The sequence below is a fragment of the Desulfosoma sp. genome (genome assembly GCA_037481875.1).
In the GTDB taxonomy this organism is placed as follows: Bacteria; Desulfobacterota; Syntrophobacteria; order Syntrophobacterales; family DSM-9756; genus Desulfosoma.
On the sequence record JBBFKY010000007.1, the window covers coordinates 1 to 12,148 of the forward strand.

9 protein-coding genes, 1 tRNA gene and 1 pseudogene are annotated in these 12,148 nt (G+C 52.7%); 5 read left to right on the forward strand and 6 right to left on the reverse strand.

Annotation, left to right across the window (positions count from 1 at the left end):
* Positions 1-587 (reverse strand): IS1380 family transposase (locus tag WHS46_10240; protein ID MEJ5349051.1); only part of this gene is annotated, 587 nt, incomplete at its 3' end.
* 821 nt (positions 588-1,408) lie between these two features.
* Between WHS46_10240 and WHS46_10245 the strand changes: the two genes are divergently transcribed.
* Entirely contained in the window at positions 1,409-1,951 is a 543-nt protein-coding gene (locus WHS46_10245; protein MEJ5349052.1) for a hypothetical protein, read from the forward strand.
* 272 nt (positions 1,952-2,223) lie between these two features.
* On the opposite strand, the pseudogene WHS46_10250 reads toward WHS46_10245, so the two are convergent.
* The 3 genes and pseudogenes from WHS46_10250 to WHS46_10260 all read right to left on the reverse strand — a co-directional run bounded on the left by WHS46_10250 (position 2,224) and on the right by WHS46_10260 (position 4,390).
* Positions 2,224-3,015, reverse strand: a pseudogene (locus tag WHS46_10250) (CpsB/CapC family capsule biosynthesis tyrosine phosphatase).
* A gap of 80 nt (positions 3,016-3,095) precedes the next feature.
* Positions 3,096-3,171 (reverse strand) — tRNA-Arg (locus WHS46_10255).
* Between the two features lie 370 nt (positions 3,172-3,541).
* The gene (locus WHS46_10260; protein MEJ5349053.1) at positions 3,542-4,390 is read right to left on the reverse strand and encodes a hypothetical protein; all 849 of its coding nucleotides are present in this window, start codon (positions 4,388-4,390) and stop codon (positions 3,542-3,544) included.
* Positions 4,391-4,744: 354 nt separating this feature from the next.
* Here WHS46_10260 and WHS46_10265 point away from each other — a divergent pair, with 354 nt between their 5' ends.
* The 3 genes from WHS46_10265 to WHS46_10275 all read left to right on the forward strand — a co-directional run bounded on the left by WHS46_10265 (position 4,745) and on the right by WHS46_10275 (position 8,101).
* Positions 4,745-5,080: a hypothetical protein gene (locus WHS46_10265; GenBank protein MEJ5349054.1), complete on the forward strand. Its 336-nt coding sequence runs from the start codon at positions 4,745-4,747 to the stop codon at positions 5,078-5,080.
* A gap of 281 nt (positions 5,081-5,361) precedes the next feature.
* Positions 5,362-6,087, forward strand: a complete 726-nt coding sequence (locus WHS46_10270) for a DUF72 domain-containing protein (protein ID MEJ5349055.1) — start codon at positions 5,362-5,364, stop codon at positions 6,085-6,087.
* Between the two features lie 103 nt (positions 6,088-6,190).
* Complete coding sequence (locus WHS46_10275) at positions 6,191-8,101, forward strand: PAS domain S-box protein (protein ID MEJ5349056.1); 1,911 nt, start codon at positions 6,191-6,193, stop codon at positions 8,099-8,101.
* Here WHS46_10275 and WHS46_10280 read toward each other — a convergent pair.
* Entirely contained in the window at positions 8,088-9,641 is a 1,554-nt protein-coding gene (locus tag WHS46_10280) for a DHA2 family efflux MFS transporter permease subunit (GenBank protein MEJ5349057.1), read from the reverse strand. The genes WHS46_10275 and WHS46_10280 overlap by 14 nt on opposite strands.
* Positions 9,638-10,924, reverse strand: coding sequence for an HlyD family secretion protein (locus tag WHS46_10285; protein ID MEJ5349058.1), 1,287 nt, complete (start codon positions 10,922-10,924; stop codon positions 9,638-9,640). Before WHS46_10285 ends, WHS46_10280 begins: the two co-directional genes overlap by 4 nt.
* 320 nt (positions 10,925-11,244) lie before the next feature.
* Here WHS46_10285 and glyQ point away from each other — a divergent pair, with 320 nt between their 5' ends.
* Positions 11,245-12,129, forward strand: a complete 885-nt coding sequence (gene glyQ / locus WHS46_10290) for a glycine--tRNA ligase subunit alpha (protein MEJ5349059.1) — start codon at positions 11,245-11,247, stop codon at positions 12,127-12,129.
* Positions 12,130-12,148 lie beyond the last annotated feature (19 nt).

The following is a 12,148-nucleotide window of genomic DNA, read 5'->3' on the forward strand; positions in this document are numbered from 1 at the left end:
TTGCACAGAAACCCCACAAATCCGTTCTGGGAATGCTGAGACCCCGGGCGAAGCTTCATGCCCAGACACCATCGCTTTCGGCCGAGGTAGGCCGCAATGGGAGCGTATCCCTCATCGTTCTGGGACGTCCGCGACACCCCTTGTTTCTTTGTGTCGGAATTGTCCAGGCAAAACACATCCAGGTCCAAAGCCACATCCCCTGTGGAAAGAGGCGTTACAGGAACCTGGGCCCTCTCAAGCAGTTCAACGCTGGCGGCGCCGGCAAGACGTTCGAAAACTCTCGCGTGCTTGTCGAAGCGCTGTCGCAAGGTTTCCTGCGAAGGAACCTTTTCGATGTCCAGAGCCTCTTTGAACCAGTCATCGCAGACAACCCCCTCGGCGGCTTCAAAGTCGCTTTTCCCCAGACACAAAAGCCCCACATAGGTCTTGACCACATCGGCATGAGAGATCACCGGCCGTCCCGGAACTTCCTTTTCCAAGCGTTGGCAGAGGTCCGTGCTGCCGTTGATCAAATGGCCCACAAGAACCAGGCCCGAGTGCCCGCTGTAAAAGGCCTTGGAAGATTGTTCAATCTCGATTTTTTTCATCAGCGCACCTGCCGGGTGAAATTGTGTCAGGAGACCCTAGAGCACAAAAGCGAATGAAATTCCATAGGATACATGAGGAATGATACTTTTATGTATAGACACAATCTCACGGATTAAGATTAATGACTCAGTGACTCAATGACTTAATGACTCAATGACTCATTTTTCCCCTGGGTAACGCAAAAGGCAGTCGTTGCAAGAGCCTGGACCTATTCTATGTTCACGTTGAACGGGGGTAAGGTATGCCCGAAAACAGCTCAATGATCCAAGTCATGACCACTTTTCTGCCACCGGAGAGCAGATGATTCGGGCAATGGCCGAAATAGGGCATCGTCGACTGATCAAAACAGGATCACCATGCCAGCAATTCAGCTCGCTCCACCACACCTCACGCATTCCGGTGAATTTTTGACCCTTGCAACCCGTGTTTTTAATGACTTAGAGGGCCAAAACCGGTCACTCTGGGCCTTTCTGTGCTAATATGTGACCAACTCGGGCCAGGGAAATAAACAGGATGGCCACCGATGCCATAAGTGGATCTAGATTTCATTTGGGAATCCTCAGGTTTAGGGATTCTCAGAAGGGAAATGCACCCTGACGAGAGGCTTCACTTGGCAGGAAATATCATGATAAAAACTCTGCGGACCTTTTTGAGCTTGGCAAGGCAGCGAAGCAAGGCCATGAGCCTTGGGCTTTCCAACAGAGGATTATGAGTTGTTACCCATTTTCGCTCAAAGCGGATTTGGGTAAGAACTGTTTGGTTTCCTGGGAATATTTCCCAGGGGAATTTTGGTTCTTTTTACTGGGCTAAGGATTGTTTGATGGACGCCCGCGGTCCCTTGCTGTACAGTTTAGTAGGGAGGTCGCGAACCATGAGACGCTTTGGTGCTATGTTAATGATTTTGAGCCTAATACCCCTAGGCGTGACCGGTGCATGGGCTCAAGAGAAAGGTTTCACTCAGGACGACAGAGACAGGCTCATAAGGCTCGAGGCCACCCTCCAGGTTTTCATGCAGCAGATGGACAAGCGCTTCGAAGAGCTGCGTGAAGATATGAACAAACGCTTCGAGCAGGTAGATAAGCGCTTCGAGCAGGCAGATAAGCGCTTCGAGGAGGTACGAAGCCGTTTCGAGCAATTAACAGCTTTTCTTTGGATGCTGGTGGGGATATTTACAACCCTGACCGCGGTGGTAATAGGTTTTGCCTATTGGGATCGCCGAACCATAATCCGCAAGGCCAAGGAAGAAGCGGTAGAGGCTATAGAAAAAGAGGGTAAAGTGGAAGATCTGGTTCACGCTCTTCGAAGGCTTTCCATGGAGGATCAGAAACTGGCCGAGGTGCTTCGCAGTTTCCGGCTGCTTTAGAGCCGGCTGGCGACCGGAGCTTACCAAAGGTTTACTCGGTTTTTGGTAACTCCCTCCTGTGTGCCCTTTTTTCGGCTTTAAGGGTTCTGTCGCTTTTGGTAGCTGTGTGCCCTGTGCTGCTGTAGGCTCTGTGCCCCTTACACGAAACACTTTTCAAGACAGCTTCCACGAAAAGGCCTAGTCCCACGGGTCATCCCAGGATCCTTATAAACCCTGATTAGTTTAAAAATATCCAAATCCAATTAAATCGGGGGAAATTGATGAGCTCTGGTTCATGGCGCTCCAAAAATGCGCTTCCAAAGAGAGGGCTTTCGACGTCCGACACCGGAAAGTGGTATTGCCGAGATGATTGGTTTTCCCTGAAGAATCCGCCTGGGGACGCCGTCCACCAGAGCCCTGGCCGCTTCTTCACCAATAAGCTCCGCAGCAAGCAAAAGGGCTTCTCGAAGTTTGGGCGGGCGATATTCCGCATCGTGAGCGTCGGAACCCATGATGTGGACAAGACCCTCTTCCAGCAATTCGGCGGAGAACCTTTGCACTTCTTTTCCCCATTCTCCCAAAAGACTTTGCGCCGTCATCTGGACAAGCACTCCGCGACGAATCCATTCTTCCAGCTACTCGGGATGATACCTCACGAGCGGGTTCCGTTCGGGATGCGCCATCACGGGTGTCATCCCCAAGCTTTGCACCTCAAAAAGAAAAGCGTTTAATTTTGCGGCAACAAAGGTGGAAGGAAGTTCCACAAGAAGATAACGGCCTCCATCATTTATGGTCATGAGCCGGCCGCAATGAACGCCATGGGGAATCCTCGGGTGAAGCCGCAATTCCGATCCCGGATACACCTCTAAGGAGATTCCGGAACGATCCAAACGCTTTCGAAGTTCGGCGGTCATGGCAAGGATGCGTTCCCGGCGGTTGTCATAGATTCCTTTGTTCCAGTGCGGCGTAGCAACGACGACTTTTATGCCATCCTTCACAGCCGCGCTGGCCATGTCCATAGCCTCCCTCCACGAGGAAGCGCCGTCATCCATGCCTGGAAGGATATGAGTATGCAGATCTATCAATGATTTCAGCTCCCAATCCTAGGTATTCAAACCTGGGGTTTCGTCTAGGTACGAAATTACCTTTGAGGTGTTTTTCGTCGTGGCGGGCGACCCGGGGATCGAACCCGGGACCTTTGGTTCCGGAGACCAACGCTCTCTCCACTGAGCTAGTCGCCCACAACGTTACCCGTGCCTTCAATGGCGCTCTGTCTACCACACGGGCTTATCGGTGTCAACGTCGTCAGGAAACGCGGTGTCAGGCGCTCCTAAAAATGTCTGCGCGTTCTCCTTTTTAAAACCGGCGTTTTCGGTGGGAGCGCGGACTTCAGATATGTTTCGCATGCGGGAAAGACATACGGATCCCAGAAAACGCAACTTGTGAGGGCGAGGCGCAGCCCCAGCCCTATACCCCAAACCCTAACACCCTAACTTGAAATGCCATGAAAGACCTTTGGTATTCCGAGCACTCGCACAAGCTCCCAGAAATCCGCCGTCTTCGGTAAGGGCGAGGCGCCGCTTCGTCCCTACGTCGTAGAATCGGTCAAGCTCAATCCCACTCGAAACTTTGAATGACTAGGATACCGGCTCCCCGGGCCTTTTCCAGGACCTTTGGCTTGGCGTAGTGGGTGACCACGATGGGCATCAGCTCTTCAGCCATGATGGGGGTGATCTTGTCCAGTTTGAGACGCAGGCTTTTGAGCTTAGATGTGTCATCCAGCCGCAGCACCGATTCACCGATAAGGATCAAAGACTTCCCATCTTTCTGGGCTCGTGCGAAGAAATTGACCTCCTCATCCGCCACGTCGGCCCGCACGATTCGGTCCTTGACTTGAATTCCGTAAACGGAAGCCAGATACGCCGGAAGTTTCCGGTAGGCCTCGTTTTCCAAGGCGTAGGCCATGCTCCGGGAAAGCCCTCCCACCTGCTCTCGAGTGGTCTTGAGGCCCCGGGACAGCCCGACCACTGCTTTTTCTGTACGCTTCTGAGCTTCCGCCAGCTCTTCCACTTTGGCTGCAAGGTTATCCAGCCGAGCTTCCGTTTTCCTCTGAGCCTCCGCCAACTCCTCCATGCGAGCTTCTGTACGCCTCTGAGCTTCCGCCAGCTCTTCCACTTTGGCTGCAAGGCTATCCAGCCGGGCTTCCGTCTTCTTCTGAGCCTCCGCCAGCTCCTCCATACGCGCTTCTGTACGCTTCTGCGCTTCCGCCAGCTCTTCCACGTGTTTTTCCGTACGCTTCTGCGCTTCGGCCAAATCCCGAACGATGTCCTTGAATTCGTTAAATTCGGGCTTGCTCACCGATTCTTCGCGGTTTCGTTCCACCTCTTCAAAGAGACTCAAGAGAGCGTCTCGAAGATCCGGCGCCACGCGCTCCAGCTTTCTGTACAGGGCAACACTCATGCCCATAAAATTTTCTCCCCTTTGCTTTCCTGACGAGGCTTTACCATAAGGGCCATGAAGCCCCTTTTGTGGGATTGCCTTTCTGAAAAATGCTACAGGACGAAATCCCGCGAAACAAGAAGAATGACGAATCGCCTAGTCCCGTTTCATTATAATTGGAGATGAGCCTTTGGAGCATCCTCTCGATGGTCACGCATGTGCCCTAGCTTTCCGTGTCTTTCAACCTTCCGAAGGTTACGGCCTTCTTCTTTTTCCTCAAGCCTTCAGCCCATCATGACGATAAAAACAATGATGCCGATGAGGCAGGTTCGATTCCACGCCGGCACGGCAATTTGCGGAGACGGATTGTGCGCTATGGCCTACATTCTGGAACAGACATCGTCGGTGACGGCCGAAGCGAAAGGCCGTCGGTTCTTTTTTTTGACGTTTCGAGGCCGGCTTCAATTGAACCGTCAGGAAGAAATCACCTTTGAAGCGGTCTATGAGCCTTTCGATGGCTGGAAGATTTTGCGTGCCTCCGATCTGGAAGCTTTTCAAAAGGCCGTGCCCGACGGTTATTTTCAAGCTTTTTGCCTGGATGTGCTCAAGGAATCTCACATGGACTGCCTGGTTCGATGGCACCTGGAACGTAAGGACGGCAAACTTCTTATCAGTAAACTTCGCGCCCTGGTCTCTCAGAGCGCCTCTTGACCTTGTGCATCGGCATCATGCCTCAACCCCCTCGATTCCATACCATCCATGGTTTTCTTGTGGCCTCTATGGTACATGACGCTGCGGATCCAGACTGCGTCGTCAAGAAAAAAACGTGTTCAGGAATGAAGGTGCCTAATGCTTTTCCCGGAAGCACAGCACTTGGGTCCGCCGTTTGTACGGGCGGAACACCTGCGCTTCCTGGGAAAAATCCGTTCCGGGAGTAAATTCCGGGTCCTCGGAAAAGCCGGTTTTCGCACTAACTTCAAGGAGGCCGCTTCATGGAGGCACCATGTCGCGTAGGCACGTCAGGATGGAATTACAGTCACTGGCGGGGCCGATTTTACCCAGACAAACTGCCCACCTCTCAATGGCTGCATTATTACACGAACCATTTCGACACGGTGGAATGCAACGCCACCTTTTATCGGCTTCCCTCGGAAAAGACTTTTCTCCTATGGAAGGAGCGAACACCAAAAGGATTCTGCTGGGCCGTGAAAGCCTCTCGGCTTATCACGCACAACCGTCGTCTGCGCCAGGTGGAAGAGCCTTTGAAACTCTTCATGTCGCGAGCTCTTCTGCTTGGAGAAAAACTAGGGCCGGTTCTCTTTCAATTGCCACCAAGCCTGACTTATGATTCCACTCTCTTTGAAGACTTTGCGGCGCAGCTTTCGCCTTTAAAACGTGTGGCCGTGGAAGTGCGTCATCGTTCCTGGATCAACGACCGGTTCTTGGACCAGCTTCGATTCCATGGCCTAGCTTTCTGTGTTTCGGACACGGCTGGTCGATACCCCTACCATGAAGCCGTCACAGCGGATTTCATGTACATTCGCCTGCATGGTTCCAAAAAGCTCTATGCTTCCAGCTACACCGAAGAAGAAATTCGAACCTGGGCCGATAAAATCCGCTCTTGGAACCGCGAAACCTTCATTTACTTCGACAATGACTTTGAGGGTTATGCGGTGCAAAACGCCTTGTCCCTGAAGCAGTGCCTTTATTCATCTTGAATAGCAGATCGTGAAAAATTGTCTCTAGCTCAGCCCTTTTGTTTTGTGGTAACTGTGCGTGGGTCTTTGAGAAGGCTCGATCTCGCAAACCCTGAGGGCGTGCATGAAACCAGACTTCACCGAAAACGACCTTCGCCTGCAGAAAGCGTATTTCGAAGCCATTTTTGAACATTCTCCCGACGCCGTCGCCATTCTGGATGCGCACGATCGCGTGGTCATGATCAACCGGGCCTTTACGAAGCTTTTTCAGTATTCCGCCGAAGAAGCTCGCGGGGCCTTTATTAACGATCTTGTGGCTCCACGCCAAATGCGTTCGGAGGCCGAAGATCTTTCCACAAAGGCATTAAAAGGGCTTCCTTTCGACGTGGAAACCCGCCGAGAACGCAAAGACGGTAGCCTTGTGGATGTGGCCGTCACGGCCGCTCCTATTTACATAGACGGCGTGATGGTGGCCATCTATGCCAGCTACAGAGATATTTCAGGCCGAAAGAGGACAGAACGCGCCTTGCGCGACATGGACGAAAAATACCGACTTATCGTCGACCATTCCAATGATGCCATCTTTGTTGTTCAAGATGAAAGGTTTCAATTTTGGAATCCCAGGTTTCGACAACTATGCGGCTACGAAGACGACGAAATTGCCCGTCTTTCTGTAGCCACACTTCTGCATCCGGAAGATCGCGATTCGGTGCTGAACCTGCATCGAAAACGTCTTGCTGGCGAATCCGTTCCCAGCTCCTACACCTTTCGTTTTCTGACTAAAGACGGCCGCACGCTGTGGATCAACATTAACGCCATCTTGGTCCAATGGAACGAAAAACCGGCCACCATCAATTTCGCCAGAGATTTCACACGAGAAAAGGAACTGGAAGCGCAGCTTGCCCACGCTCAAAAGATGGAAGCCGTGGGCACCCTAGCCGGCGGAATCGCTCACGATTTTAATAACCTTCTTCAAACCGTTCAGGGATATGCAGAACTCCTGATCAATCGTTCCCAGTGCACGGAAACCGATCGCCGATGGCTTCAAAAAATTTTTGAGGGGGTTCAACGAGGTCGTGAACTTACGCGGAATCTTCTCACCTTCAGCCGTAAGATGGAACCCCATCTTCGCCGCTTGGACCTCAACCGGGAACTCATCAAAATCAAAGATATGTTGGCTCGTATTTTGCCCAAAATGATCACCATTAAGCTGGAAACCGCTTCCAACATTCCCGCCGTGCATGCCGATCCGTCCCAAGTGGCTCAAGTGGTCATGAACCTGGCGGTGAACGCCAAGGACGCCATGCCCGACGGAGGCACCCTGACGCTTCGAACTCAACGGATCGATCTTTTTGAAGAGCACTCTTCCGGGCTAAGACCGGGCTCTTACGTCTGTCTTAGCGTGGAAGACACAGGAAAAGGCATTCCCCAAGACGTGCTGGATCGCATCTTTGAGCCCTTTTTCACCACCAAGCCTCTGGGGTTCGGCACAGGTCTCGGTCTTTCCATGGTTTACGGCATCATGGCCAATCATCATGGAGCCGTATTGTGCGACAGTCGCGTCGGTCAAGGGACTCGGTTCGATTGTTTCTTTCCCGCCCTGCGCGAGGCGGCTTCAAACGAGGAGGAGCCTATTCCGGACAAAGCCGGTGCCTCAGCTTCCCCTCCGGCCACCATCCTCCTTGTGGACGATGAGGAGTCTCTGAGAGTTTCCGGCAAGGAAATGCTGGAATTTTTCGGCCATCGTGTGATCACGGCCGCCGACGGTGAAGAAGCTTTGAAGATTTTTGCGCGGGAAGGGAAAAACATTGATGTGGTCCTTTTAGACCTCATCATGCCCGGAATGGGGGGCCGCAAATGCCTGGAAAAACTTTTGAGCCTTCGTCCCAATGCCAAAATCATAGTGGCCAGCGGCTTTTCCGCCAATGACTCCATTCAGGATATTCTTGTTGCCGGAGCCTTTGATTTTCTGGCCAAGCCCTATTCTGTTGAGGTTCTTATGGAAAAAATCAGCAACGCCCTTAAGGCTCCATGACCGTGGTCTGGGGCCTTTGAGGACCCCTCATAACGAAGGTGACAGGAACAAGGGCGGCGGTCATCCAGGCAAAGATCCAAAAGGTGTCATTGAAAGCCATCATGGCGGCTTGTCGCAGCGTTTCCCCATAAATACCCGCCATGGCAAGTTTACGATCGTAAAACGATGCCGAATCCCCACCCATCACGGTGAGCATTTTGTCCATGGCACGTCGAAATGGAAGATCAAAAGGCGTGAGGTGGTCCACGAGCATGTTTTGGTGCCATTGAGAGCGTTGGGACAACACGGTGGTGCTCACAGCCACACCGAAACTGCCTCCAAGATTACGTAACAAATTGAAGATTCCGGTCGCATTTCCCATGTGTTCTCGAGGAATATTCACATAAGTGGCGGCGGAAAGCGGCACAAAGAAAAGGCCCATTCCCAGGGCTTGAACAATACGGGGCCACGCTGCGGAAAAAAAGTCCGCCTGTAGGTTAAACCGGGACATGAGGGTCAGCGCCACAGCGGCCAGAATCAGTCCCAGAGCCAGCAAGCGCTTCGGAGGAACACCGCGTTTCATGAGAATTCCCGCGATAGGCATGACCATGAGGCTTGCCAGACCTCCCGGGCCAAGCACCAAGCCGGCCAACAGGGCCGTATAACCCATGAGATTTTGCAGATATAGAGGTAAAAGAACGATGCTTCCGAAAAGGCAAAAGTACCCGGTAAACATGATGATGTTTCCGGCGGCAAAGGTCCTGTCCTTAAAAACCCTTAAATTGACCACGGGATGAGAGGCACGAAGCTCCACGAAGACGAAAGCTGTCAGCGTCACTACAGCCACGATGGATAAAGTGACGATGAAATTCGAAGCAAACCAGTCTTCCCTTTCACCCTTGTCCAGCACCACCTGAAGAGAAGCCAACCCCACAGTCAGAAGGGCCAAACCCCAGTGGTCGATACGGACGGTACGCGCTCGAATATATGGGGGATCCTGCACAAAGAGCATGGCCATAAAAACGGCCAGAACTCCCAAGGGCACATTGATGTAAAAAACCCAACGCCAAGACCAATTGTCCGTGATGAAACCTCCGAGCACAGGACCCAAAATGGGTGCAAACACCACTCCCATGCCGAAAACCGCCATCGCCACACCGTGTTCCCGAACGGGAAAGGTTTCCAACAAAATAGCCTGGGACAAAGGCTGAAGCCCGCCTCCTCCCAACCCTTGAAGCACTCGAGCCACCACAAGAACTTCCAGAGACGGTGCCGCACCACACAGCACGGAACTCACTGTGAAAACAACTATGGAAAATAACAAATAATTACGCCGTCCAAAAAGACCGGCCAGCCATCCAGTGATAGGAATGATTACGGCGTTGGAAACCAGATAGGACGTCAGCACCCAGGTGACTTCATCCAAACCCGCATTCAAGCTGCCCTGAATATGGGGCAAGGACACATTGACCACACTTGTGTCCATCACCTCAATGAAGGTGGGGATGATCACCGTAAGGGCAATGGCCCATTTGCGCCGATCCGGATTGGACGGGTTCATCGGGATGCCTTTCGTTCAGGCAACCGCAACCGCGGGCCGTTCTGATCAGAAGTGTCCACGGTGACTTTCAAAGAAAAACCAAGCCTTAGAGGATATTCCGGAGAAAAGGGATCGGTGAGTCGAATCTTGACCGGGACACGTTGCGTGATCTTGATCCAGTTGCCGGTGGCGTTTTCCGGTGGAAAAAGAGAAAAGGCCGCCCCGGTTCCAGCACGAATGCCTTCCACCGTCCCGGAAAATCTACGCCCCGGATAACAATCGGCTCGAATGTAAACCGGCTGTCCGATACGAATGTTTTCCACCTGGGTTTCTTTAAAATTGGCTTCCACGTAAGCTTCCTGAAGCGGTACGACAGCGAGAAGGGGTTGGCCGGGAAGAATACGTTCTCCCAACTGAATCTTTTTCTGGGCCACGAAACCGGCGATAGGAGCGGTGATGCGACAGTAGGAAAGATTCAGTCGAGCCATGTCCCTTCGAGCTTCCAGTTCTTTGGCGTGGGCCGTCAGGGCTTTGAGACGTTCCTGTTCCACGTGCACCCTCAGGCGGCTTGCCTGAGCTTCCTGGAGACGGGCTTCCGCCATGGAAGCTTCCTTCTGTGCCGCCTGGAAAGAAGCTTCCACCGACCGAAGCCTCGCCTCCGAAGCTCCCACGGCCGCTTGAGCTTTGGTCATGGCCGTTTTCATACGGTCACGATCCCGCACCGAAGAGGCTCCTTGAGAAGCCAGGGCTTCATAGCGTTCCCAATCCCGTTTGGCATGCCGGAATTCGGCGAGCACGGCTTCATGTTCCTGAGTGGCTTCTGAGACCTTTTCTCGTACCGCTTGCACTTGAGCCTGAGCGGCGTTCCAAGTCGCCAGGGCGGCTGTGACCGCCGCCAGCGTGGTTTTTTCTACATAGTCCACGGTAACGCGCGCTGCTTGAATTTCCGCCTGCACTCGGTGCAAAGCCGCCTCCACTTCTTCCAATCGTGCCTGTTCATCCGCCGTGTCCAGCTCGATAAGGACCTGGCCCTGAAGGACAGCGTCATCGTTTTCCACGAAAACGGCCCTAATGGTTCCGGGAATCCGGGAAGAAATCGCGGCCGCATCGGCCATGACATAGGCATTGTCCGTAGTTTCCTTGTCCTTGAAAAAGATCCACCAGGAAAGCCCTCCGACCACCAACCCGGCAAGAGCCACGCCGACAAAAGCCCTTTTGAGAGATTGCTTGTTGTTGCGAGGCGGTTTGCTGGACGAAGCCTCCGGAACGCTTTGCACCACGTTTTCGGCCATAGCCTTTTCCATGCGCCTCCGTTTTCTTCATGCCTATAACTTCAGGAACAAGTTTTTCAAAAAACCTGTCTTTCTCTTTGTGTATGGCGTGAGGCCATGGGCAACGTCAACGGTAAAAACCACTCCGCCCGGTCCAATGCCTTCCTCAGCAACGGTGACATCCAGCATAAAGCTCCCCATAAAGCCCCAAGCTTTTCCCTTGACAGAAGTTTCCCTTGCCCATTAGAGATCGAAATTTACAGGGTTTTTTTGAATGAAAGATCCCCGGTTTAAGGGGCTTTGGGGGCCGAGAGTTTTGTCGCAGGGTCATCCTGCACCAAGAAGGAGTCGTCATGACTTTTCAGGAACTCATTCATGCTCTAAACACGTTTTGGTCCGAAAGAGGGTGTGTCATTCAACAACCTTACGACTTGGAAGTGGGAGCGGGAACCTTCAATCCGGCCACCTTTCTTCGCGTTTTGGGACCGGAACCTTGGAAGGTGGCCTATGTGGAACCATCACGACGTCCCACCGACGGTCGTTACGGAGAAAACCCCAACCGATTGCAGCATTATTACCAGTATCAGGTGATTCTCAAGCCATCTCCGCCCGACAGCCAGGAAATCTATCTGGAAAGCCTGAAAAGCTTCGGCATCGATCCCTTGGACCATGATATTCGTTTCGTGGAAGACGACTGGGAATCTCCTACCTTGGGTGCTTCAGGACTGGGTTGGGAAGTCTGGCTGGACGGCATGGAGATCACCCAGTTCACCTATTTTCAACAGGCGGGAGGCATCAGCCTTTCTCCGGTGTGCGTGGAACTTACCTACGGTCTGGAACGTATCGCCATGTATCTACAGGGTGTGGACAACGTTTACGATCTGCGGTGGGCCGACAATGTGACTTACGGGGACGTGCATCACAAGGGCGAGGTGGAATGGTCCCATTACAATTTTGAAGAAGCGGATGTCTCCATGCTTCTGGAACTTTTCAACATGTACGAAAAAGAATCCTTGCGCCTTTCAGACCGAGGCCTGGTGCTTCCCTGCTACGACTACTGCCTGAAATGTTCCCATGTGTTCAACTTGTTGGACGCGCGAGGGGCCATCAGCGTGACCGAACGCACCAATTATATCGCCCGCGTGCGCAACCTGGCCCGATTGGCCGCCCACGGTTATGCAGCTCAAAGGGAAGCCATGGGATATCCTTTGCTCAAAAAGAACGCTTTCAAGGACTGAGAGATTCCCGGAAGGCGGC